Source organism: Gordonia sputi NBRC 100414 (genome assembly GCF_000248055.1).
Lineage (GTDB): Bacteria > Actinomycetota > Actinomycetes > Mycobacteriales > Mycobacteriaceae > Gordonia > Gordonia sputi.
Window position 1 is genome coordinate 43321 of sequence record NZ_BAFC01000083.1, and the last position, 23822, is coordinate 67142.

22 protein-coding genes are annotated in these 23822 nt (G+C 66.2%); 12 read left to right on the plus strand and 10 right to left on the minus strand.

Annotation, left to right across the window (positions count from 1 at the left end; translation table 11 throughout):
• Positions 1–3 precede the first annotated feature (3 nt).
• A complete protein-coding gene (locus GOSPT_RS13665) occupies positions 4–384 on the minus strand; it encodes an acyl-CoA thioesterase (protein ID WP_051993905.1) in 381 nt (126 codons plus the stop codon).
• A 341-nt stretch (positions 385–725) separates the two neighbouring features.
• On the opposite strand from GOSPT_RS13665, the gene GOSPT_RS13670 reads away from it, so the two are divergent.
• Together GOSPT_RS13670 and GOSPT_RS13675 are read left to right on the plus strand one after the other, a co-directional pair.
• Positions 726–1343 (plus strand): GNAT family N-acetyltransferase, encoded by a 618-nt coding sequence (locus GOSPT_RS13670; protein WP_005206823.1) that lies wholly within the window; start codon positions 726–728, stop codon positions 1341–1343.
• Positions 1344–1519: 176 nt separating this feature from the next.
• Positions 1520–2980, plus strand: a complete 1461-nt coding sequence (locus tag GOSPT_RS13675; RefSeq protein ID WP_005206826.1) for an NAD(P)/FAD-dependent oxidoreductase — start codon at positions 1520–1522, stop codon at positions 2978–2980.
• A 25-nt stretch (positions 2981–3005) separates the two neighbouring features.
• Here GOSPT_RS13675 and GOSPT_RS13680 read toward each other — a convergent pair whose 3' ends face one another.
• The 8 genes from GOSPT_RS13680 to GOSPT_RS13715 all read right to left on the minus strand — a co-directional run bounded on the left by GOSPT_RS13680 (position 3006) and on the right by GOSPT_RS13715 (position 9478).
• On the minus strand, positions 3006–3713 hold the full coding sequence (locus GOSPT_RS13680; RefSeq protein WP_005206828.1) for an urease accessory protein UreD: 708 nt from the start codon (positions 3711–3713) through the stop codon (positions 3006–3008).
• Positions 3713–4399 carry an urease accessory protein UreG gene (ureG, locus tag GOSPT_RS13685; protein WP_005206829.1) on the minus strand — a complete coding sequence of 229 codons (687 nt, stop codon included), beginning with the start codon at positions 4397–4399 and terminating at the stop codon, positions 3713–3715. The genes GOSPT_RS13680 and ureG overlap by 1 nt, the downstream gene beginning before the upstream one ends.
• Positions 4400–4468: 69 nt before the next feature.
• Positions 4469–5137, minus strand: coding sequence for an urease accessory protein UreF (locus tag GOSPT_RS13690; RefSeq protein ID WP_005206830.1), 669 nt, complete (start codon positions 5135–5137; stop codon positions 4469–4471).
• A gap of 38 nt (positions 5138–5175) precedes the next feature.
• The gene (locus GOSPT_RS13695; RefSeq protein ID WP_005206831.1) at positions 5176–6894 is read right to left on the minus strand and encodes an urease subunit alpha; all 1719 of its coding nucleotides are present in this window, start codon (positions 6892–6894) and stop codon (positions 5176–5178) included.
• A 1-nt stretch (position 6895) separates the two neighbouring features.
• Positions 6896–7225 carry an urease subunit beta gene (locus tag GOSPT_RS13700; protein ID WP_005206832.1) on the minus strand — a complete coding sequence of 110 codons (330 nt, stop codon included), beginning with the start codon at positions 7223–7225 and terminating at the stop codon, positions 6896–6898.
• Positions 7226–7403: 178 nt separating this feature from the next.
• Positions 7404–7706 (minus strand): urease subunit gamma, encoded by a 303-nt coding sequence (locus GOSPT_RS13705; RefSeq protein ID WP_005206833.1) that lies wholly within the window; start codon positions 7704–7706, stop codon positions 7404–7406.
• Between the two features lie 96 nt (positions 7707–7802).
• A complete protein-coding gene (locus GOSPT_RS13710) occupies positions 7803–9050 on the minus strand; it encodes a DUF6986 family protein (protein ID WP_005206834.1) in 1248 nt (415 codons plus the stop codon).
• Positions 9047–9478, minus strand: a complete 432-nt coding sequence (locus GOSPT_RS13715) for a PaaI family thioesterase (protein ID WP_005206835.1) — start codon at positions 9476–9478, stop codon at positions 9047–9049. Before GOSPT_RS13715 ends, GOSPT_RS13710 begins: the two co-directional genes overlap by 4 nt.
• A gap of 252 nt (positions 9479–9730) precedes the next feature.
• On the opposite strand from GOSPT_RS13715, the gene GOSPT_RS13720 reads away from it, so the two are divergent.
• The 4 genes from GOSPT_RS13720 to GOSPT_RS13735 all read left to right on the plus strand — a co-directional run bounded on the left by GOSPT_RS13720 (position 9731) and on the right by GOSPT_RS13735 (position 13445).
• Positions 9731–10129, plus strand: a complete 399-nt coding sequence (locus GOSPT_RS13720) for a BlaI/MecI/CopY family transcriptional regulator (protein WP_005206837.1) — start codon at positions 9731–9733, stop codon at positions 10127–10129.
• A gap of 99 nt (positions 10130–10228) precedes the next feature.
• On the plus strand, positions 10229–11179 hold the full coding sequence (locus GOSPT_RS13725; RefSeq protein ID WP_005206839.1) for a M56 family metallopeptidase: 951 nt from the start codon (positions 10229–10231) through the stop codon (positions 11177–11179).
• 104 nt (positions 11180–11283) lie between these two features.
• On the plus strand, positions 11284–12744 hold the full coding sequence (gene gnd / locus GOSPT_RS13730; RefSeq protein WP_005206841.1) for an NADP-dependent phosphogluconate dehydrogenase: 1461 nt from the start codon (positions 11284–11286) through the stop codon (positions 12742–12744).
• 68 nt (positions 12745–12812) lie between these two features.
• A complete protein-coding gene (locus GOSPT_RS13735) occupies positions 12813–13445 on the plus strand; it encodes a PIG-L deacetylase family protein (protein WP_005206844.1) in 633 nt (210 codons plus the stop codon).
• A 511-nt stretch (positions 13446–13956) separates the two neighbouring features.
• Here the strand turns inward: GOSPT_RS13735 and GOSPT_RS13740 are convergent.
• Positions 13957–15000: a glycosyltransferase family 2 protein gene (locus tag GOSPT_RS13740; RefSeq protein ID WP_005206846.1), complete on the minus strand. Its 1044-nt coding sequence runs from the start codon at positions 14998–15000 to the stop codon at positions 13957–13959.
• Between the two features lie 148 nt (positions 15001–15148).
• On the opposite strand from GOSPT_RS13740, the gene guaB1 reads away from it, so the two are divergent.
• The 6 genes from guaB1 to GOSPT_RS13770 all read left to right on the plus strand — a co-directional run bounded on the left by guaB1 (position 15149) and on the right by GOSPT_RS13770 (position 23813).
• A complete protein-coding gene (guaB1, locus tag GOSPT_RS13745; RefSeq protein ID WP_039856047.1) occupies positions 15149–16588 on the plus strand; it encodes a GMP reductase in 1440 nt (479 codons plus the stop codon).
• A 150-nt stretch (positions 16589–16738) separates the two neighbouring features.
• Positions 16739–18145, plus strand: coding sequence for a hemolysin family protein (locus tag GOSPT_RS13750; RefSeq protein WP_005206857.1), 1407 nt, complete (start codon positions 16739–16741; stop codon positions 18143–18145).
• Positions 18138–19214 carry a hemolysin family protein gene (locus tag GOSPT_RS13755; RefSeq protein ID WP_005206858.1) on the plus strand — a complete coding sequence of 359 codons (1077 nt, stop codon included), beginning with the start codon at positions 18138–18140 and terminating at the stop codon, positions 19212–19214. The genes GOSPT_RS13750 and GOSPT_RS13755 overlap by 8 nt, the downstream gene beginning before the upstream one ends.
• The gene (locus GOSPT_RS13760; protein ID WP_005206860.1) at positions 19211–20188 is read left to right on the plus strand and encodes a hypothetical protein; all 978 of its coding nucleotides are present in this window, start codon (positions 19211–19213) and stop codon (positions 20186–20188) included. Before GOSPT_RS13755 ends, GOSPT_RS13760 begins: the two co-directional genes overlap by 4 nt.
• Before the next feature lie 141 nt (positions 20189–20329).
• On the plus strand, positions 20330–22546 hold the full coding sequence (locus GOSPT_RS13765) for a malate synthase G (RefSeq protein ID WP_005206862.1): 2217 nt from the start codon (positions 20330–20332) through the stop codon (positions 22544–22546).
• A 67-nt stretch (positions 22547–22613) separates the two neighbouring features.
• Positions 22614–23813 carry a substrate-binding domain-containing protein gene (locus GOSPT_RS13770; RefSeq protein WP_005206864.1) on the plus strand — a complete coding sequence of 400 codons (1200 nt, stop codon included), beginning with the start codon at positions 22614–22616 and terminating at the stop codon, positions 23811–23813.
• The last annotated feature ends 9 nt before the right edge of the window (positions 23814–23822 follow it).

Genomic DNA, 23822 nt, shown 5'->3' on the forward strand with positions numbered 1-23822 from the left:
CGGTCAGTTCGTGTGCATCGGCTGCGGCTCGATGCGATGCGATTCGAGAATGGCGCGGGCATCGTCGGAGAGGGGTCGCGGGCGAGAAGTACTCGGGTCGATGGCGACGAGCGTGGTCTCGGCAACGGCGCACACGAGACCGGACGGATCGGTCAGGACGGCGGACATCGTGTACGACGTCCGCCCGATTCGCGAGACGCCGGTGGTAATGGTGACCGGGTCGAACGAGTACTCGAGCACTGCGCGGAACTCGATGATCTGACGCGCGACCAGTATCGGTAGCACTACCGATACCCCCTCGAACCACTCCGCGAACGTGCGCACACGACTTTCTTCGAGCAGTCGAGCGAACTGCACGTTGTTGACATGTTTGTTGACATCCATGTCGCCCCAGCGCAACTGTAGGGAGACCGTGGTCGCACCCGACGGCGACACCGTGCCGGGGCTGGCGTCGGCGGCTGTTTCGCTACCGGGCCCGCCACCGACGATCGGAATAGTGGTATCTGCACGCTCCGCAGCCTATCCGGCGGAACCGACATCGGCGGCGGGGAGTCTTCGACAGGCGCCGCGTCGGAGACGCCCCTGGCACACCGCGTCGGAGACGCGCACGACACACCGCGATGATCTGACCCGGCTCGGGCTGAGACTACGTAGACTCCCTGACCGGGGAGAGACTTGCAGGGGGCCACGAACCACCCGGCACGCTCGGTTTTCTTGGGGGATGTGTGAACGTTGAGACTCGCCGTCTACGGCTGCGACCGGTCGACTCGACCGACGTCGATGCACTCGTGTTTCTCGACTCCGATCCCGAGGTCATGCGATTTGTCTCGGACGGGCGCCCGACGCCGCGTGCCGAGATCTCCGACTGGGTCATTCCCCGCGCCCGAGCGGAACTGAGCACCGGTCGGGGTGGGATGTGGATCGCCATCGACCAGCGCTATCAGGCATTTCTCGGCTGGGTGCTCCTGCGGGCGCCGCGTCACAGTCAGCGCTCGGAGATGGAGCTGAGCTATCGGCTGCGCCGCGACACGTGGGGCCGTGGCCTCGCCACCGAGGCTGCCCGCGCCGTCGTCGGACTCGCATTCGACGAACTGCACACCGAGCGTGTCTTCGCGAGCACCACTCTGCGCAATTCCTCGTCGCGACGTGTGATGGAAAAGCTCGGTATGCGGGTGTCGGGCGTTCGCGCGGGCGGCGACCACCTCGGCAGGCGGTACGAGCATGCTCACGGGAATCGCGACAACCTCGGAGAACTCGAGTACGAGCTGCTCAGACACCATTGGGAAGCGCTGGTCATGGGCGCCGACGCACGTCGACACCAGGTGATGAACCTTCCGGCGTGACGTCGGGGTGACGTGCCACATCAGACATACGTGACGCCGTCCGCAACACGGCCGCGCGAGCAGTTCGGCGTCAACCCAAGGCTCACCGCGACCTACGACTGATCATTGACTACCGTTGAGATGTACGCGCGCCCTGCGCGTCGTTCCTGCAATGCGCGAAGGAGATGTTCTCGATCATGAGCAGCCCCGCTCCGACAGCCCCCGCTCGTCCCCGTGTCGTCATCATCGGCTCGGGATTCGGCGGATTGTTCGCCGCGCAGCGACTCCGCAAGGCCGACGTCGACGTCACGTTGGTTGCCAAGACCACGCACCATCTGTTCCAGCCCATGCTCTATCAGGTTGCGACCGGAATCGTCGCCGAGGGTGAAATCGCTCCGGCAACCCGCGTCGTACTGCGGAAGCAGAACAACACCGCCGTCATCATGGGTGACGTCTTCGAGATCGATCTGAAGAACAAGGTCGTCAAGTCACGTCTGCTCGAAAGAGTGACCGAGACACCCTTCGACAAACTGATCATCGCGGCAGGCGCCGACCAGTCGTACTTCGGCAACGACCAGTTCGCCGAGTTCGCCCCCGGCATGAAGACGATCGACGACGCGCTCGAACTGCGAGGTCGGATTCTCGGTGCATTCGAGCAGGCAGAACTGTCCGACGATCCGGCCGAGCGCGACAAGTTGCTCACGTTCGTCGTCGTGGGAGCCGGACCGACGGGTGTCGAACTCGCAGGGCAGATCGCCGAGATGAGCGACAAGACCCTCAAGGGCGCATTCCGCAACATCGATCCCACCCAGGCGAGGGTGATCCTGCTCGACGCCGCGCCCGCCGTCCTTCCGCCGATGGGTCCGAAGCTCGGATCCAAGGCCGCCAAGCGCCTCGAGAAGCTCGGCGTCGAGATCCAGCTCAACGCAATGGTCGTCGACGTCGACTACGACGGTCTCGTGGTGAAGGAGAAGGACGGCACGACCCGTCGAATCGAGTCGCAGTGCAAGGTGTGGTCGGCCGGTGTTCAGGCCAGCCCACTCGGCAAGCAACTCGCAGAGCAGTCGGGCGTCGAACTCGATCGCGCGGGCCGCGTCAAGGTGCTCGCCGACCTGTCGATCCCCGGCTACCCCGACGTCTTCGTCGTCGGCGACATGATGTCCGTCGAGGGTGTGCCGGGCATGGCGCAGGGCGCGATCCAGGGTGGTCGGTACGCGGCCGACTGCATCAAGAACGAGCTCAAGGGTCAGACCCCGCAACAGCGCAAGCCGTTCTCGTACCACGACAAGGGTTCGATGGCGACGGTCTCGCGCTTCTCCGCGGTGATGTCGGTTCCGATTCCGGGTACCGACAAGCGGTTCGAGACCGAAGGCTACTTCGCATGGGTCGGCTGGTTGGCGCTGCACCTGGTCTATCTGGTCGGCTTCCGTAACCGCCTCAACACGCTGATCAATTGGTTCTTCGCGTTCAGCACCCGCGGTCGCACACAGCTCGCGGTGACCGAGCAGCAGGTCTACGCCCGCACCGCCATCGGGCATCTCTCCGAACTCGAGAACAAGCCCATCTACGAGGTGGAGGGCGAATCGGTCGGTGCCGACGCGAAGAAATCGGAGGCCGACGCCGAGGTCGCGAAGAAAACCGATACCAAGGCGAGCTGACCGCCGGCTCGACTTCTGGTTCAGGTCACGGCGCCATCGTCGCGAGTTCCATCTCGTCGACGAGGCGCCGTGTCTGTGCGACATTCTCTCCGAGTGCGGTAGCGAGCGACCCGCCCGATGCCAGGCTCAGGCGGGCGGCGAAAGCCTCTCCGTCGACCTGATCATCGCGCGTATCCGGGTAACGGAAGACGCTGCTGGCCGCGCGAAGGCCGGTCCGATGGGCGCTGGAGCCGACACCTAGCGCGACCCGGTGTCGCAGCGCGGGGGCGTCACCGACATCGACGTGCAGTCCGCCCTCCCAGCGCCCGGCGGCGTCCTTGTCGCCGAATTCCGCAGAACGTCCGATCTGCACGTCTTCGGCGAGGGTGAGGATCGCGTCGTCGGCCATTCCGACCACGATCTCCGACCGATGATCAGCACCGGCCGCGACGACGGTCGGCTCTGGATGCAGGTGCAACCGGGCACCTGGCCCGAGTTCGATGTGCCACGACATCGTCGAATCGACACGCCGCGTCGACGGCAGCGCGATGGTCGCGGCAACACTGCCGAGGTCGAGGTGGGCGCCCGCTTCGACGATGACGCGCACCTCGATGTCGTCACCGCCGAGCGGAGTTGCCGCCGTTCCGATGAGATGCGCTGCCTGCGAACCCGTTTGGCGCACAGCCAGTCCACCGGATGCCCGGTGTCGGAAGCGCCGACCGGGCTCGACGACGATCTCGACTCTGGTACGCATTACCCCGTCGCCACGGGGGCCGCGAGTTGCGTGCGAACCCACGCCAACACATCGGTGGCCGCCGGGTCGTCGGTCAACGAGATCATCGCGGTCGGTCGGTCGTCGCGAACCTTGGCGGCGTCGCGACGCATGACGTCGAGATCGGCATTGACCCGCTCGGCGAGGTCGGTCTTATTGATCACCAACAGATCCGAGAAAGTGACGCCCGGTCCGCCCTTGCGGGGCACCTTGTCGCCACCGGCGACGTCGATCACGAAGATCTGCACGTCGATCAGGCCGGTCGAGAAGGTTGCGGTGAGGTTGTCGCCACCGGATTCGACCAGAATCAGATCGAGCGGTGGATTCGCTGCGACCAGGTCGTCGATCGCGTCGAGATTCGCCGTGATGTCGTCGCGGATCGCGGTGTGCGGACAACCACCCGTCTGCACAGCGGTGATGCGCTCGTCGGGCAGAACGGCGTTGCGCCGCAAGAAGTCTGCGTCCTCGGTGGTGTAGATGTCGTTGGTCAGGACCGCGACGGAGAGTTCCTCACGAAGCTGACGGCACAGCGCGGCAACCAGAGCCGTCTTGCCCGAGCCGACCGGCCCGCCGACGCCGATCCGCAACGCCTCGCCCGGCTCGCGGTGGCGTCGCGGACGATCGTGATCGTGGCTGTGCGGCTCTCCGTCGATGAGATGCGGTGGCATGGTGATCCTTTCGGTGACTGTGGACAGTGCGGGTTGGACTACGTGAGTTGAGCGAATCGAAAGACAACGTCAGGACATGAAGAGTGGCATCGGTTGTCGCTCATGGCGTTCGGCGAACACGTCGAGAACCGGATCGGACAGATCGGCGAGACCCACCGCCGCCGACGCCGCGACACGTTCACACTCGGGACCGAGGTCGGCGATCATGAGCGCCACGTCGGCGGGGTCGAGTGCGAGGAGTCGCTGGCCCGCGGTCGCCGAACCGCTCATCGTCGTGTACACGAGCACAAGGGCGGTGTGAAATCCCGACAAGGCGCTTGCCGCACCCACCGCGCCACTGATGACCGGCAGATGCGTCGTCGGCGTGTGCGAGGACCAATCCCGTTCCGGCCACATGCGTTTGGCCAATCGGAGCATTCCTCGGCCCTGAGCAATCGACGCTTTGCGAGCGGCCGCCGACGGCGTGCGTGCGTCCGTTTCCTGCAGCGCACGCTCGACGTCGAGGCCGCCGTCGGCGACCGCCGCCGCGATGGACGCAGCAACCAGACCGCTCGTGGTGACACGGCGATGGAGGAAGGACGCGAGATCGCTGACCCCACGGATGAAACCGTCGGCGATGGCCTGTTCGACACCCCCCGAGTGCACGTGCCCGCCGACGGGTAGCCGAGAATCGGCCAGCGACAACATCATTGCCAGCGGCGCGCCCGCGTAGCGCGATGGTTGGTCAGGTGGGGTCATGGTGTGGTTTTCGAGATCGGAGCGGGAGCATGAACAACTCAGAACAGGAAATAGCGTTGTGCCATGGGCAGTTCGGTGACGGGCGGCGCATCCCACACCTCGCCGTCGACGGTGACGGTGAACGTGTCCGGATCGACGGTGATCTCCGGCCGCGCGTCGTTGTTGGTCATGTCGGCTTTTCCGATTCCGCGCGTGTCGGTGACCGGAACGAGTTTGCGTCGCACACCGATTCGCTCGGCGAGGTCGGGATCGCAGCCCGGTGCGACGAAACTGATCGACGTCGCGGCAGCCAACGGTGCGCTCGCCCCGAACATCGGACGCGGTAGTACCGGCTGCGGTGTGGGGATGGACGCGTTCGCGTCGCCCATCTGTGCCCACGCGATCGCGCCACCCTTGATGACGAGATCCGGTCGGACACCGAAGAATGCGGGATCCCAGAGCACGAGGTCGGCGAGCTTACCCGTCTCCACCGACCCGATCTCGGAATCGAATCCGTGCGCGACGGCCGGGCAGATCGTGTACTTGGCGATGTAGCGCTGCGCGCGATTGTTGTCGGCTGCGCCGTCGCCCGGCAGTGATCCGCGTTTGCGTTTCATCACATGCGCGGTCTGCCAGGTACGCAACACCACCTCACCGATGCGACCCATCGCCTGCGAATCCGAACCGATCATCGAGATCGCCCCGAGGTCGTGGAGCAGGTCCTCCGCGGCGATCGTCGACGGTCGGATACGACTCTCGGCGAACGCGAGATCCTCGGGCACCGTCGGATTGAGGTGGTGGCAGACCATCAACATGTCGAGGTGCTCGTCGAGTGTGTTGACGGTGTGCGGGCGCGTCGGATTCGTCGAACTCGGAAGCACATTCGGAACCGATGCGACAGTGATGATGTCGGGTGCGTGCCCGCCTCCGGCGCCTTCGGTGTGATACGCGTGAATGCTGCGTCCGGCGATCGCACCGAGCGTCGACTCGACGAAGCCCGCCTCGTTGAGGGTGTCCGAGTGCAGGGCGACCTGCACCCCGGTCTCGTCGGCGACGCGCAGGCACGCGTCGATCGCGGCGGGGGTACTCCCCCAGTCCTCGTGCAGTTTGAAGCCCGACGCACCCGCCCGGATCTGTTCGTGCATCGCCTCGGCACTCACGGTGTTGCCCTTGCCGAGCAGCGCGATGTTCATCGGCCAGCCGTCGGTGGCGGCGAGCATCGACGCGAGGTGCCACGAACCGGGCGACACCGTGGTCGCCTTACTCCCCTCCGCCGGACCGGTGCCGCCGCCGATCAGCGTGGTGATGCCGTTGCCGAGCGCCTCGTCCATGATCTGCGGGCAGATGAAGTGGACGTGGCAGTCGATGGCGCCCGCGGTGAGGATCTTGCCGTTGCCCGCGATGATCTCGGTGGAGGCGCCGATAACCAGATCGGGATGGACACCGTCCATGGTGTCGGGGTTACCCGCCTTGCCCAGCGCGACGATCCGGCCGTCGCGAATACCGACGTCCGCCTTGATGATTCCCCAGTGATCGAGGACGACCACACCGGTGATGACGGTGTCGGGAGCGCCGTCGGCGCGCGTGGCGCGACTCTGTCCCATCGACTCACGAATCACCTTGCCACCGCCGAAAACCGCTTCGTCGCCCGCGAGACCCGGTCCGCCGGAACGATCGTCGGTCACCTCGATGAGCAAGTCGGTGTCGGCGAGGCGAATTCGATCGCCGGTCGTCGGACCGAACAGCTGTGCGTAACGGTCGCGTCCCAGAATTGCCATGTCAGTCAACCTTTCCAGGCGCGTCCAGCGAAATCCCGTACACCTCACGGGTTCCGCCGAGCGGTACGAGTGTCACGGTCATCTCGATGCCGGGTTCGAATCGCACCGCGGTGCCGGCGGCGATGTCGAGTCGACGGCCACGCGCGGCGGCTCTGTCGAAATCGAGCGCCGAATTGGCTTGGGGGAAGTGCACGTGACTCCCGACCTGGACGGGTCGATCACCCGAGTTCACGACGGTCAACGTCACGGGGTCGGCTCCTGCGTTGAGCTCGATGGTTCCCGGTGCGGCGATCACCTCGCCGGGGATCACCGCGGGATTGTTGTCGGACATGGCACCTCTCGTTCTGGCAGCCGCGCGGGTGTCGCCGACACGCCGAGACACGGCATCACGAACTCGGAAAACGTTGTCGTCGTGCGCTTCTGCGATGCTCTGCGCTGGGGCATCGATGCTCTGCGCTGGGGCATCGCCGTGCTCGTCAGCGTCGCGGGCGCGCGGTGGTTCATCAGGATCACCCGATCGGATGATGCACGGTGACGAGCTTCGTCCCGTCCGGGAACGTCGCCTCCACCTGAACGTCGTGCAGCATCTCGGGCACACCGTCCATCACGTCGTCGCGAGCGAGTACCTCACGCCCAGATGCCATGAGTTCGGCGACGCTGCGTCCGTCCCGCGCACCCTCGAGCACGTGATCGGTGATCAACGCGACGGCCTCGGGATGATTCAGCTTCACGCCCCTGCCCTGCCTGCGCCGGGCCAGTTCCGCGGCGTAGGAGATGAGCAACCGTTCTTGTTCATGTGGCGACAGCCGCACCTGAACCCCTCTTCACAACGATCCGGGGTCGACACACCCCACTGCTGGTGTGGTCATACTGCCACGCGCGCTGCGCGGCGGCGCGTCGAAGCGCCGTCACTCGTCGACGAGTGCACCGCCGGTGGCGCGCAACTGCGCGAGGCGGGTCACGGTGCACTGCGGAGCGATCGCGGTGACCTCGTCTTCGGTGAACGCACCTGCCGCCAACCCTCGGCCGACGACCAGCGCCAACGACATCGCGGTGGCCGGCTCGTCGACGACGTCGCCGCCTCGTCGCTCGAAATAGCTCTGCAGTCGGGTCACCGCGGTCGGCATCGCCGACCGGTAGAACCCGGTGACCGCGGCCCATCGGGTGATCAGATGCCCCGGATGCATATCCCATCCCTGGTAGTAGCCGCGCTCGAGCGAGCGCAGCACCAGCGAGTGGTGACGCCGCAACGCGGCCGCGACCTGGGCGTCGTCGCCGGTCGGCATGACCTGCGTCGAGCCGTCACTGAGCCAGACGCCGGTCTGCGCCGCCGCGGCCTGCATGACGTTCTTGGCGTGATCGGCGACCGGGTGCGCAAGCGACTGCTGAGCCGAGACGATTCCGCATGCTGCGCTGTAGTCGTAGGTGCCGTAGTGCAGGCCACTCAGCCGCGGGGCACCCCGATGCACCGCTTCGGCAACCGTTGCGCTCCCGTCCGGGCCAAGGATCGCCTGCGGGATCTCGATTTGCAGTTCGTATCGCAACGAGCCGACGGGCACGCCGTGGACGCGCTCGAACTCGGCGCACAGCAGATTCACGGCGTCGACCTGCCGCACGTCGCGCAGCTTCGGCACCGTGAACACGAAACCGTCGGGGATACCGCCCGCGGCGTCGAGGACCAGTTCGAGCGTGCGCAGACCGCGGCTGCGCTCGACCGCTCCGAGTCCCTTGGCCCGCACACCCGCGGATCGAGGTGCGTGGGGTCGTTGGCGAGTCCAGGCGGCGAGGGTCTCGCCTGCCCGGCGGGCGTCGGCATCCTCGGTGGCGTCAGGACGCCATCCGTAACCGTCTTCGAGATCGATCCGCAGATCCTCGATCGGGTTGGTTCGTAACCGCTCGAGCGCGATTCCGACCACGTCGTCGTCCGCGAGTTCGCCGAGGACACCCGACGCAGCGTCGGCGATCCGGAGCGCCTCGTCACCCCACGATTGCGGCGTCTGTTCGTCGACGTCTGCCGCGCTCACGTAGACGGTGTGCACCGGCTGCGGATCAGTCCGATCGCCGGGGTAGTGCGCCGCGAGATCGTCGTCGACCGGCGCGAGCAGCTCTTCGACCGAGCGCCGAACGTCGGCGCCCAACGTGTGCCGCGAGGTCACGCGCCCGCAGGCATGTCGATGTTCTGGAGACGCACCTGCGACGTGGCAAGCAGGCGACCTGCGTCGTCGGACATCTCGACACGCCATAGCTGCTGCCGGCGTCCGCGGTGAATGGGCGACGACTTTGCGGTGACGACGCCACTGCTGACCGAACGGAGGAAGTCGGTGTTGTTGTTGACGCCGACCGCGGTCTGACCCGGCCCCTGCTTGGACAGCCACACGAAGCCACTGGTGCTGGCAACGCTTTCGGCGATCGCGCAGTAGATACCGCCGTGCACGATGCCGAACGGCTGGTGATGTCGCGAATCGATCTCCAAGGTCGCGGTGACCGCGCCGTCGTCGTCGATGTCGGTGATCTGCAGGCCGAGCAGGGCGTCGAGACCCTTGCCCGCGAACTTCGAAAAATTGTCCGTGTCGTCAACAGTCATGCGAACAAGAGTGTCACGACTCACGTGGCCGAGCATCGCTGGCCCTGTGGACATCCCCGGGAACCAGTAAGCCCCACATCCCGTTGGGGATGTGGGGCTTACCGCGACGTGGACCGGGGGTCTCTGCAGCCCTCAGGACTCTCGCGCGGTCCGACGTTGTGATTAACGTAGGCTAGCCTTACCAACATTGTCAAGGCACCCCGCGGGACAAGTTGGCCCCGGCGTCGAGCAAGTAGAGGAAACGGCAGTAAAATGCGAAAGATGAACGGATTGGGCGATCTGGAGCGTGCGGTGATGGACTCCCTTTGGGAGAGTCCCACGCCTCAGACGGTTCGCCAGGTCCACGCGGATCTATCCCGCGACCGCTCGCTGGCCTACACCACGGTGATGACCGTGCTGCAGCGTCTGGCGAAGAAGAACCTGGTCACGCAGATCCGCGAGGACAGAGCCCACAAGTACGTTCCCACCCATCCACGCGAAGACCTCGTGGCGTCGTTGATGGTCGATGCGCTCAGCGAAGCGCACGCCCCCGGCTCTCGGCACGCGGCCCTCGTCAGCTTTGTCGGTCGAGTAGGCGCCGACGAAGCCGCCGCGCTGCGTCGTGCGCTCGATGAGCTCGAAGCAGCCCGCGGTACTCAAGAGACCAGCTAGATTCGCTTTAGTACCGTTGATTCACTCGCTTTCGTTCTATGTATTTACTTGCACGACTGATTCACCCTGCTATACAGCCCACCGCTAGGACAGCACTCGATGACCGCACTGCTCTTCGGCATCATGACGCTGGTTTTCGTCGGCCCTGCCCCTGAGGCGTTGTCGCGAGCCCAGTGGCCGATTCGTGCACCCCGGGCGGCCATGACGCTGTGGCAGGCCATCGCACTCGCTGCCGTGCTGTCTGCGTTCAGTTGCGGTCTGGCAATCGCGGCGAATCTGCTCTCCCCCGGCCCCGACGGCGCGCCGACGACCCATCCGCTGCGGGAGATCGAACGGGTCGGACTTCCTCTGTGGATCGCCTATGTGGGCGTCTTCGCGCTCACGCTGCTCATCGGCGCCCGCCTGATCTTCACGGTCGTTCGCGTCGGCGTACGCACCCGTGCTCGACGGGCGACGCATCGCCAACTCATCGACATCCTCGACCGATGCGACCGCTCCGATCAGTCGCATCCGCTGTTCGGTCGCGATATCCGCATGATCGACGTCGAGCAGCCACTCGCCTACTGCCTGCCCGGCATTCGGCAGCGCGTCGTGCTGAGCGAGGGCGTCGTGGCCAGGCTCTCGCGGGACGAACTCATCGCCGTCATCGCACACGAGCGTGCACACCTGCGCGCACGCCACGACCTCGTCCTCGAAGCGTTCATCGCGCTCCATGAAGCGTTTCCCCGCTTCGTACGTAGTTCCTCCGCGCTCGGTTCGGTCGAGCTTCTCGTCGAGGCCCTCGCCGACGACCAGGCGGTTCGAGCAACCGCACCGACGACACTCGGGCGCGCGCTTGTTGCATGCGCCGACGCCGTCGCACCACGCGGCGCGATGGCCGTCGGCGGGCCGACAACGCTGACCCGCGTCCATCGCCTCCGGCACGACCGCGCGCCGATCTGGCTGGTCACGGTGGCGTATTCGGGCGCGACCGCGATCCTGGTGGTGCCGACGCTGGCCGTCGCAATCCCCTGGCTGACCGAACTGAGCAGGCTCGTCGCGGCTCACTGATGCTCTCGTGCGCCGGGTCGGCGTGCGACACCGTCGACCGGTGTGGTTGCGACACTTCGGACACCACAGAACACAGGACGCCGCCTAGGCAATAGGCTGGTGACATGACCAACTCCGCCACACCGTCCGCGTCGTCGAAGGCCCAGATCGGAGTCACCGGCCTGGCAGTCATGGGCTCCAACATCGCCCGCAATTTCGCCCACCACGGCTACACCGTTGCACTCCACAATCGCTCCATCGCCAAGACCGATGCTCTCCTTGATGAGCACGGCAGCGAGGGCAACTTCATCCGCACCGAGACGATGCAGGAGTTCGTCGACGCGTTGGAGAAGCCACGTCGCGTGTTGATCATGGTCAAGGCGGGCGACCCCACCGATGCGGTCATCTCTGAGCTGGCCGACGTGATGGAGAAGGGCGACATCATCATTGATGGCGGCAACTCCCTCTACACCGACACGATCCGTCGCGAGGCCGCGATGGCCGAGCGCGGCCTGAACTTCATCGGCGCGGGCATCTCCGGCGGCGAGGAAGGCGCACTCAACGGTCCGTCGATCATGCCCGGCGGCCCCGCGGTGTCGTACGAATCGGTCGGTCCGATGCTCGAGAAGATCTCCGCACACGTCGACGGCGAACCCTGTTGCACCCACATCGGCCCCGACGGCAGCGGCCACTTCGTGAAGATGGTCCACAACGGCATCGAGTACGCCGACATGCAGCTCATCGGCGAGGCGTACGACCTGATGCGTCGCGGCCTCGGCATGGAACCCGCCGAGATCGCCGACGTCTTCGCCGAGTGGAACAAGGGCGAACTCGAGAGCTACCTGGTCGAGATCACCGCGCAGGTGCTGGCCCAGGTCGACGCCGAGACCGGAAAACCACTCGTCGACGTCATCGTCGACCAGGCGGGCCAGAAGGGCACCGGCCGGTGGACAGTGAAGGCCGCACTCGATCTCGGCATCCCTGTGACCGGGATCGCGGAGGCGGTGTTCGCCCGAGCGCTGTCGAGTGCTGCCGACCAGCGGTCCGCGGCAACGTCGCTGGCGTCGGGAACGCTCGCAGAGGCTCCGAAAGACAAAGAGCAGTTCGTCGAGGACATCCGCCGCGCGCTCTACGCCTCCAAGATGGTCGCCTACGCCCAGGGATTCGACGAGATCAGCGCGGGCAGCCAGGAGTACAACTGGAACGTCGACCGCGGCTCGCTCGCCACGATCTGGCGAGGCGGCTGCATCATCCGCGCGAAGTTCCTCAACCGTATTCGCGACGCGTACGCCGACAACGCCGACCTGCCGAGCCTGCTGCTCGCGCCCTACTTCACCGACGCCGTGGAGTCGTCCCTCGACAGTTGGCGACGAGTGGTGTCGGCGGCGACGCTGATGGGAGTGCCCGTACCGGCGTTCGCCTCATCGATCTCCTACTACGACGGATTGCGCAGCGACCGGCTGCCTGCCGCCCTGACGCAGGGCCTGCGCGACTACTTCGGCGCGCACACCTACAAGCGCGTCGACAAGCCCGGAACCTTCCACACGCTCTGGGGCCAGGATCGCACCGAGGTGAAGACCGACTGAACGTCGAGGGTGAAGACAGTCTGAACGCAGCGGGCGGAGAGCGACTCGACCCGGAGGATCTGTCGCGGGTGCTTATCCTCTCTCCGCACCTCGACGATGCGGTGTATTCGGCTGGTGCGGCGCTGTCGGCGATGGACGACGTCATCGTCGTGACGATGTTGGCCGGTCGGCCGGATCCGCCTCAGCACACGGAGTGGGATCGCTCGACCGGCTTCGCGTCGTCGACCGAAGCACTCGACGTCCGCCGAGCAGAGGACGAGAAGGCCGTCGCGACGATAGGTGGTCGCGCGGTGCACCTCGACTTCCTCGACCAGCAGTACGGTGGCGCCGACCTCGGGGCGCTGAGCGGCGCGGTATCCGAACTGGTGGAAACCCACCGACCGCAGATCGTCATCGGGCCGCTCGGTGTCAGGCATGCCGACCACCTGCTCGTACGCAACGCGGTTCTGGCGGCTCGGGTGCCGGTCCCCCTGTGGATGTACGCGGACCTGCCGTACTGCAACTACAGCCGCAGCGACGAGATGGCCAGCCGCGACGTGTTGCGTTGGCGCGGATGCGTGCTCGACGATGTGCAACCGGCTGCTGGTTCGATGGATCTCAAACGCGCGGCCGTCGAGTGCTACCCCACCCAGAACACGCAGTTCGACATGAACAAAATCGTTGCGCCCGAACGTTTTTGGGCCGTCTCGCGTGATCTCTGACGGCTACCGGGTGCGCAGCACCCGCGCCTGATCTCACGCGGCGACATGCGGACGGCGCGGGCCCCCGACTGGTCGCCGGAGTCGTAAGGATTTCGCGAGATACTGAACCTGGCACGCCGGTGCCGCAGCGGTGCGTACACAACTGTGACGTCAGCGGGACGCCGAGACAATTATTGTCGCGGCCTCGCGCTGACGACCGGATTGTGTACGAACCGCGGCACCCTCAGCCGCGCAAAAGTCCGTAGTGCGGAATCGCGCGCCCGACCAGACACGTACGCCGCGCGAGCAGCGGCGACACGCCGCATCGCCGGCGCCGGACATTTGCTCAGTGACCGCGGTCGGAGGCGATTTCGCGAGATGCCGGGACCGACGCACGTCCATGCCGCAGGGGTGCGTACACAACTGTGACGTCAGCGGGACGCCGAGACAATTATTGTCGCGGCGCCGCGCTGACGACCGGATTGTGTACGCACCTCGGCCGCGCTCCCACGAGCGCGTGCGTTCACGGAGGTCAGCGCCTGCTCAGCACCCGCGCGTATGCCGACGGCGAGGCCGCCATGCCGACCGCGAACGCCGCGGAGCGTAGCTGACCGGTGGCGACCAGCGGTACGACGTCGCCGAGCGATGACCGCCGACGCGACTCCGCGATCAGGGACCGCACGACGTCGGGGTCACCGGTGCCGGCCTGCGCAGCGCGCATGGCCATGTGTGCGGCAGGTATGAGCACCTCCCGGTAGCGAAACGCGCGGGCGAGCGAGCGGTTCCGACTCGATCCCCACCGACTCGATCCCCAGAACGCGTCGCGCTCGCGAAGTTCCGGGGCAAGCCGGGCTACCTCGTCGCCCATCGTGAAGACATCGGCGGTGTGCGTGCAGGTGACCTGCGACGTCGACTCGGGATGCTGTCGATACCAGAGCAGCGGCTCGTCGACGAGCGCGACGCGGTCGGCCCGCAGCGCGATGCGCAGCGTTGCAGCCATGTCCTCATACGCTCTGCGCTCATCCCAGGGTGCATCGCCGAGCACCGCGCGGCGGAACAATCGTGCCGGCGGATACGCCTTCACCCTGCCCCGCATGAGCATTCGGGCGAATTCGTGGCCGTCGACAAATCGCCGCCGCATTCGACGTTCGGCAACGCCGAGAGCAGCCCCAGCAGGATCGACGAACATCGTTCGGCAGGAAGCGAAGTCGGCATGTTCTCGGACCAGCGCGTCGAGCATGCGCGCGGTGAATGTGGGGTCGGCGAGGTCGTCGCTGTCGAAGAACCAGATCACGTCGCCGGTTGCTGCACGCACGCCGGCGTTGCGCGCATAGCCCGCGCCACGGTTGCGGTCGAGTTCGACAACGCGGTGGTCGACACCAGCCGACGTGAGGATGTACGTCGCCACCGCGATCGACCCGTCGTCGCCACGGTCGTCGACCAGGACGACTTCGTCGACTGGCCTGACTTGCCGCAGGATCGCGCGCAGAGACGGCTCGATGTACCGCGCACTCCGATACACGGGTATGACTACGGACAGGCGCGTCTGATCGGGCGTCGGCGCCACCTTGCCCACGTCACTCCTCGCCCTCAGTCACTTCACAGCGGTTTGCCAGCAAAGTTAGCCTAGCCTTCCCCGCAAGAAAAGACTCCGATCGCCCGACGCGCCGAACGGCAACAACCCGCGATCGCAGCCGAGTCATCGCCGGGTACAGTGTGTGTACGTGCGCTTTCTCTCGGGACACTCGCCCGCTTACGACCTCACCTACGACGATGTCTTCGTCGTTCCGTCACGCAGTGACGTGATCTCCCGCTTCGACGTCGACCTCGCCTCCTCCGACGGCTCCGGCACGACCATCCCCGTCGTCGTCGCGAACATGACCGCTGTCGCCGGAAAGCGGATGGCTGAAACCGTCGCCCGCCGGGGCGGATTGGTCGTGTTACCGCAGGACCTACCGATCCCGGCCGTGGAGTCGAGCATCGCGTTCGTCAAGTCGCGCGACCTCGTCGCCGACACCCCGGTCACGCTCGAACTCGACGATTCGGTCAGCGACGCGCTCGCACTGATCACCAAACGTGCGCACGGCATCGTCGTGGTCGTCGACCGTGACGGCCGGCCCGTCGGCACCGTCGACGAGGCGGCCTGTACCGACGTCGACCGCTTCACCCGACTCGGCGACGTCCTCGACCGCGGGTTCGTCTCAGTGGCTGCCGGAACAGACGTCCGGGAGGTCTTCGAGATCCTCGACGCCGCGCACCAGCACGCGGCGATCATGCTCGACGGCGACGGACGCCTCACCGGCGTGGTCACCCGGACTGGCGCACTGCGCAGCGGCATCTACCGCCCTGCCGTCGACGACGAGAACCGCCTCCGCATCGCGACAGCCGTCGGCATCAACGGCGACGTCGTCGGCAAGGCGAAGGCACTCGTGGCCGCCGGTTCCGACCTCCTGGTCATCGACACGGCACACGGCCACCAGGAGAAGATGCTCTCGGCGCTCGAAGCTGTCGCAACGGCCGACCTCGGCGTCCCGTTGGCCGCCGGAAACGTCGTGTCGGCCGCGGGCACACGCGACCTCATCAACGCCGGAGCCGACATCGTGAAGGTCGGCGTCGGGCCCGGCGCGATGTGCACGACGCGGATGATGACCGGCGTCGGACGGCCGCAGTTCTCCGCGGTCGCCGAATGTTCAACCACCGCAGCAGAACTCGGCAAGCACGTGTGGGCCGATGGAGGTGTCCGCCATCCTCGCGACGTCGCGCTTGCCATTGCCGCAGGCGCGTCGAACGTGATGATCGGGTCGTGGTTCGCGGGGACCTACGAGTCGCCCGGCGACCTCAAGCGCGACGCGTCGGGCGCGCTCTACAAGGAGAGCTTCGGGATGGCGTCCAAGCGCGCTGTCGCAGCACGCACCTCTGCCGACAGCGCTTTCGACCAGGCCCGCAAGGCTCTGTTCGAGGAGGGCATCTCCAGTTCACGGATCAAGCTCGACGCCGAGCGTCCGAGCGTCGAAGACCTCATCGACCACATCTGTTCGGGTGTGCGCAGCACGGCGACCTACACCGGCGCGCGATCACTCGGCGAGCTGCGCGAGCGCGTGGTTCTCGGAGTGCAGTCGCCCGCAGGCTTCGCCGAGGGCAAACCGCTACCGACAGGTTGGTGAGCCCTCGCCACCGACGCCGCACCTAGAATGGTCTGCGTTGCCCACGGAGTGCACCGACTCCGTGGCGCTGTCCCCAGCCACTCGGTGCGTCATGGAGGGATCGCCTGTGCCACAGGCACCGGACGCTCTACCTCGACACGAAGGTGACACGTGCAGGCGCTGATCATCGTCGCCAGCCTGATCGGCTTCATAGCGCTGACACTTGGTACCGCGATCTTCGTCGCAGCCGAGTTCTCCCTCACGGCGCTCGAACGGTCAGCTGTCGAATCCGAGGTCGCCACGCGCGGCGACCGTCGTTCACGCATTGTGCAACGCGCGCACAAGACGCTGTCGTTCCAGCTCTCGGGCGCACAGCTCGGTATCACGATCACGACGCTGATCACCGGCTATATCGCCGAGCCGGTGCTGGCACAGATCCTCGGTCCCGTATTCCGCGCGATGGGCGTGAGCGAATCGGTCGCGTCGGTCCTCTCACTCGTTTTCGCGCTGCTCATCGCGACGTCGCTGTCGATGGTGCTCGGCGAGCTGGTCCCCAAGAACATCGCCATCGCACGTCCGATGGCGGTGGCACGCGCCACCGCAGCCCCTCTCGCCTACTTTTCGCTGGCGTTCCGCTGGGTCATCCGGGGTCTCAACGGCGCCGCGAACTGGATCGTCCGTCGGATGGGTATCGAGCCCGCCGAGGAACTGCGGTCGGCGCGGTCACCGTCGGAGTTCGGTTCGCTCGTACGCAACTCGGCCAAACAGGGGTCGATCGACCCGGAGACCGCGATGCTCGTCGATCGGTCACTCAAGTTCGGTGAACTCACCGCAGAGGATCTGATGACGCCGCGCGTCACGGTCGAATACCTCGACCGCGACGATACGATTCGCGACCTCGTCATGGCGACGTCGCGGACCGGACATTCACGCTTCCCGATCGTCAACGACGGCGATCTCGACGACATGATCGGCGTCGTCCACATCAAGCAGGCGTTCACCGTCGCCCCGGAAGAACAACTCTCGACGTCCCTCTCGTCGATAGCGCGCTCGGTACCCACCGTCCCGACGACTCTCGACGGCGACGCGCTGATGGAGCAGATCCGTGCCGACGGCATGGAGGTCTGCGTCGTGATCGACGAGTACGGCGGCACTGCCGGCATCGTGACGACCGAGGACCTCATCGAAGAGATTCTCGGCGACGTCACCGACGAGCACGACGACGAGCGCGCCGACGTCCAGGTCGACGCCAACGGATACCTGCTCTCGGGACTGCTCCGCACCGACGAGGTCGCAGACGCCACCGGCTACCGCGCTCCCGATGGCCCGTATGACACGCTCGGCGGGCTTGTGATGAACGAACTCGGTCGCATCCCGGCAGCAGGCGATTCCGTCGACCTCCCGATGGTCGTGTCTCTGCGCGACGACGACGAAGACGAATCCGACGAGGAGTTCGACACCACCCCGTGGAATGCGACCGTCGTCGCGATGGACGGTCGACGCGTCGACGTCGTGCGACTGACACCCATCACATCCGACGACGCATCGAGCGACAGCCCGGGAGCTCACGATGAATGACGCATGGGCAATCGTTCTCACCGTGGTGTTGCTCGCGGGCAACGCATTTTTCGTCGGCGCTGAATTCTCCCTCATCTCGGCACGACGCGACCGACTGGAAGCGCTCGCCGAGAGCGGAAAATCGCGGGCACGCACCGTGATCCGCGCAAGCGAGCATCTCTCGCTCATGCTCGCGGGCGCGCAGTTGGGCATCACGATCTGTTCGATCCTGCTCGGTCGCGTCGGCGAACCGGCCGTCGCACACATCCTCGAGCTACCACTCGAGGTCGCACATGTCCCCGAGTCGCTGCTGCACCCCATCTCGTTCGCCGTGGCGCTCGGACTCGTTGCGGTGCTGCACATCCTGCTCGGCGAGATGGTGCCCAAGAACATCGCGCTCGCCGGTCCGGAACGCGCAGCCATGCTGCTCGTCCCTGTTCACCTCGGCTTCATCAAGATCGTCCGCCCGCTCATCGCGTTCTACAACTGGCTGGCGAACATCACGCTTCGCGCATTGCGCGTCGAGCCGAAGGACGAGCTCGATTCGACGGTCTCGCCCGTCGAACTCGCGCAGATGCTCGGCGAGTCCCGTGAGGAAGGCCTGATCGACGCGGAGGAACACGAGCGTCTGACCCGCGCACTGCGGTCGGTCGCCCGCACGGTGTCGGAGGTGATGATCCCGCTCGATCGGATGCGCAGCGTCGACGTCGAGGTCGATCCGGTGACCGGTGGCGTCGGCCCCACCCTCGGGTCGGTCGAGCGAGCCGTCAGCGACACCGGTTTCTCCCGGTTCCCGGTGCGCGGCCTCGACGGCACCTTCACCGGCTACCTCCACCTGAAGGACGTGCTCGACGACATCCTCGACGGCAACGTCGGCCAGGAGACGATCATCGGCGTCGACAAGATCCGTCCACTTCCGGTGATCGGCATCGACACCCCACTCGACGACGCGACGCGCGCCCTGCGCCGCACCAGCTCGCACCTCGGCGCGGTGGTCGACGACTCGGGACGCACCGTCGGCATCGTGGCGCTCGCCGACCTCGTGGAGGAGTTCGTCGGCACCGTCCGCGACGAGACGCACCGGGTGTGACCATGGCGCACGCGACTCCCAGCCCTGTCGAGCTCTCGAACCCTGTCCTCTCCCCCGACGTCTTATCCCCCGACGTCTTATCCCCTGCCGTCTTATCTCCCGACGTCTGGCAGGCGCGTCGCGCCGATCACGAGGCGCGCGTCGAAGAACTCGTCGGGCCCTACCTGCGGTCGAGGGCGCAGGGCGAAAAGCACCCCGTCCTCGACTTCTTGTTCACCTACTACTCGGCACGCCCCTCCCACATACGACGCTGGCACCCCGGCTACGGCGTCGTGCTGGCGGCACCGGGAACCACGGGCGACCGCGGCCAAGCGCGCGTCCTCGAAGAGCTGTCGACCCTTCGCGGCTACACCCGGACTCCCGGCGGGGGCGTGACGGTCGACCCGGCGTTCCTGACCGAACGGCGTGGTGCGCTGCTCGCCACCTGTGCACTGCTCGACGCCACCGCCTCCCGCCCCGCCCGCCTGGGATGCTTCGGTCTGCACGAGTGGGCGATGGTCTACCGCACCGACGCTCCCCGACATTCCGTCCCGCTGCGGCTCGGACCCGCGGCGACCGACGCCGTCGTCGAATCGATGCCGTTGCGGTGCACGCACTTCGACGCTTTCCGCTTCTTCACCGACGCGGCTCGTCCACGAAACGAGTCGACGTTGTCGCGGCAGACACAGATCGAGCACGAACAACCCGGCTGTCTGCACGCGACCATGGACCTGTACCGCGCATGCATCAACCTCGCGCCGCTGATTCCCGCGGAGCTGACACTCGCCGCGTTCGAGCTCGCACTCACCGCCCGCGAGCTCGACATGCGAGCGAGTCCCTACGACCTGCGAGACCTCGGCTACGCGCCGGTCGAGATCGAGACGCCCGCGGGGCGGGCCGAGTACGTCCGCGAGCAGTCGGCCATCGCCGATCGTGGCGCCGAGCTGCGGGGCACGCTGCGTTCTCACCTCGGCGTGCTGCTCGACGCCTGCTGACGACGCGATTTACCTCGCGGGTAACATGGAGCGCGTTCACGATCGCCCCTGTTGTCCCGATGAGGGCTGATGACGTGCGCGGATTCGACACCGAAGCCGCAACGCCACCGGCTTCCGGGCCACCGGAGAAGGAAGGCTCTTATGTCGGACCAGACCCCTGCCGTTGACTCCACCGCCCGCACGAATGTGGAGGGCCTTCAGGTCGCCACCGTCCTCTACGACTTCATCAACAACGAGGCGCTTCCGGGCTCGGGTGTCGACAAGGACACCTTCTGGAAGGGCGCCGCTGCCGTCATCAACGACCTCGCACCCCGCAACCGTGAACTGCTCGCGGTGCGTGACGACCTGCAGAGCAAGATCGACGCGTGGCACCGCGACCACAAGGGCGTCGACTTCTCCGACCCCGCGGTGTTCGGCGAGTACAAGCAGTTCCTCACCGAGGTCGGCTACCTCGCCGAGGTGCCCGCCGACTTCCAGATCGGCACCACAAACGTCGACCGCGAGATCTCCGAGACGGCCGGACCTCAGCTCGTCGTGCCGATCCTCAACGCGCGATTCGCACTGAACGCGTCCAACGCACGCTGGGGCTCGCTCTACGACGCCCTGTACGGCACCGACGTCATCAGCGACGAGGGCGGCGCCGAGAAGGGCAAGGGCTACAACAAGGTTCGCGGCGACAAGGTCATCGCGTACGCAAAGAGCTTCCTGGACAAGGCTGTTCCGCTCGAACAGTGCAGCTACACCGACGTCACCAAGATCGCCGTGGTCGACGGCGCGGTCCAGGTGACGCTCGCCGACGGCACGACGTCGACCCTCGCCGATCCCTCAGCGTTCGCGGGCTACACCGGCGACGCGGCGTCCCCCGCGTCGGTCCTGTTGCGCCACAACGGCTTGTACCTCGACATCGAGATCGACCCGTCGTCGCCGATCGGGCAGACCGATCCGGCAGGCATCAAGGACGTCGTGATGGAGTCGGCGATCACCACGATCATGGACTTCGAGGACTCGGTCGCCGCAGTCGACGCCGACGACAAGGTCCTCGGCTACCGCAACTGGCTCGGACTCAACAAGGGCGACCTGTCCGAAGAGGTCAGCAAGGGCGGCAAGACGTTCACCCGCGTGCTCAACCCCAACCGGACCTACACCGCGCCCGACGGCACGGGCTTCGACCTGCACGGTCGTTCGCTGCTGTTCGTGCGCAATGTCGGCCACCTCATGACCAACCCCGCTGTTCTCGACGCCGAGGGCAACGAGGTGCCCGAGGGCATCCTCGACGCTCTGGTCACCTCGCTCGCGGGCATTCACGGATTGAGCGAGGACGGTCTGCAGAACTCGCGCACGGGTTCGATCTACATCGTCAAGCCCAAGATGCACGGACCCGACGAGGCCGCGTTCACCGTTGAGTTGTTCGGTCGTGTGGAGAAGGTTCTCGGCCTGCCGGAGAACACCCTCAAGGTCGGCATCATGGACGAGGAGCGCCGCACCTCGGTGAACCTCAAGGCCTCGATCAAGGCCGCAGAAGACCGTGTGGTGTTCATCAACACCGGCTTCCTCGACCGCACCGGCGACGAGATCCACACCTCCATGGAGGCGGGTGCGATGATCCGCAAGGGCGAGATGAAGAAGGCCAAGTGGATGGTCACCTACGAGGACTCCAACGTCGACATCGGTCTGCACGCCGGTCTCCAGCACAAGGCGCAGATCGGTAAGGGCATGTGGGCCATGACCGACCTGATGGCCGACATGGTCGAGCAGAAGATCGCACAGCCCGAGGCCGGCGCGAGCACCGCGTGGGTGCCCTCACCCACCGGCGCGACACTGCACGCGATGCACTACCACCTCGTCGATGTGTTCGAGCGCCAGGACGAGATCGCCAAGCGCGACCCGGCATCGGTCGACGACATCCTGACCATTCCGCTGGCACCGAAGACCGACTGGTCCGACGCGGAGAAGAAGGAAGAACTCGACAACAACTGCCAGTCGATCCTGGGCTACGTGGTGCGCTGGATCGACCACGGCGTCGGCTGTTCCAAGGTTCCCGACATCCACGACGTCGCGCTCATGGAAGACCGCGCAACGCTGCGCATCTCCAGCCAGCTGCTCGCCAACTGGATTCATCACGGGATCGTCACCGCCGACGACGTCGTCGCTGCGCTCGAGCGGATGGCCCCGGTGGTCGATCGGCAAAACGCTGACGATCCGACCTATTCGCCGATGGCTCCGGATTTCGACACGAATATCGCATTCCAGGCCGCCAAGGAACTTATCCTCGAGGGAGCGAAGCAGCCGAGCGGCTACACCGAGCCGATCCTGCATCGCAAGCGCCGCGAGTACAAGGCTGCCGCGGCCAAGGCGTGAACACGCGTGAGGTCCCGGACGGACGCCCTTTCTGTCCGGGACCTCGCACGCGACAACGGAGGCGGTAGTGGCGCATCATCGGGTAACCGGTGGCGGAAGCGGAATCAGGCAGCGGGGGATCAGCCGCGGGCTGGTGTTCGTATTACTCGCTCTCGTGCTGATAGCCGCCGTGATCGTGGCATGGCAGCAACTCGGCGACCACCTCGACAAGCAGGCTGATTCTGCCGCTGCCTCGTGCATCGAGGGGCCCGCGACGGTCGACGTCGTAGCCGACGCCGACGTCGCTCCGGCACTGATCGCGATCGCTCGCGAGTTCGGTGCGAGCAAACCCGTCGTCCGCGACCACTGCATCACCGTCGCCGTGCGTGCGGGCGACGCGAAGACCACCCTGGACGGGCTGGCCGGAAATTGGGACGCCGCGTCGATGGGCGCGTTTCCCGCCGCGTGGATTCCGCAGTCGTCGGTATGGGCCGCAGAGTTGGCTCAGGCGAAACCGTCGGCACTCGAGGGCACACCGACGTCGTTGGTGACCTCACCGGTGGTTCTTGCGACGTCAGCAGAACTGGGCAGCAAGATCGACGGCAAGATCGACTGGGGCCAGGTCCCGACGCTGCAGCAACGCGACGACAGCCTCCGCGACTTCGACATCACGGGCTGGGGTTCGCTGCGCATGGCGATGCCGCTCGGCGCGCAGTCCGACGCGTCCTCGCTCGCCGCACAGGCGGTAGCCATGCGCGTCATGCGCACCACCGGGCCACTGACCAACGACGACGCCTCATCCGATCGCGTCGCGTCGAGCGTCGGTGCGATGCTCGACGGCGCGCCCCAATCACCCGACGGCAGCCCTGTCGGCGCGGCGACGGTCATGCGCGACGCGACCGACGCGAAAACCTCGCCCATCCACGCTGTTCCGATCACCGAGCAGCAGCTCTACAAACTCACCCGCGAGGATGCGACGGCCCGACTCGCCGAGATCGTGCCGAGCGGCCCGACACCCTTTGCCGATTTCCCGATCATCCGGCTCGCCGGTGATCAGGTCTCGCCCGTGTCGAGCGCCGCGATCGCCGACTTCTTCCGCTTCGCCCAAGACCAGAAGCACCTGTCGTTGCTGACGTCGCAGGGATTCCGCGGCAATGCACCGCTACCGCCCGCGACCAAGACCGTCGGATTCCCGATCACCAAGGAGCCGATGCCGCAGCCCGAGAACTCGGCCATCGTGACGATCAACAAACTCGTCTACGGACGCGACTTCGGCCCCTCCGCCTGAACCGAGACG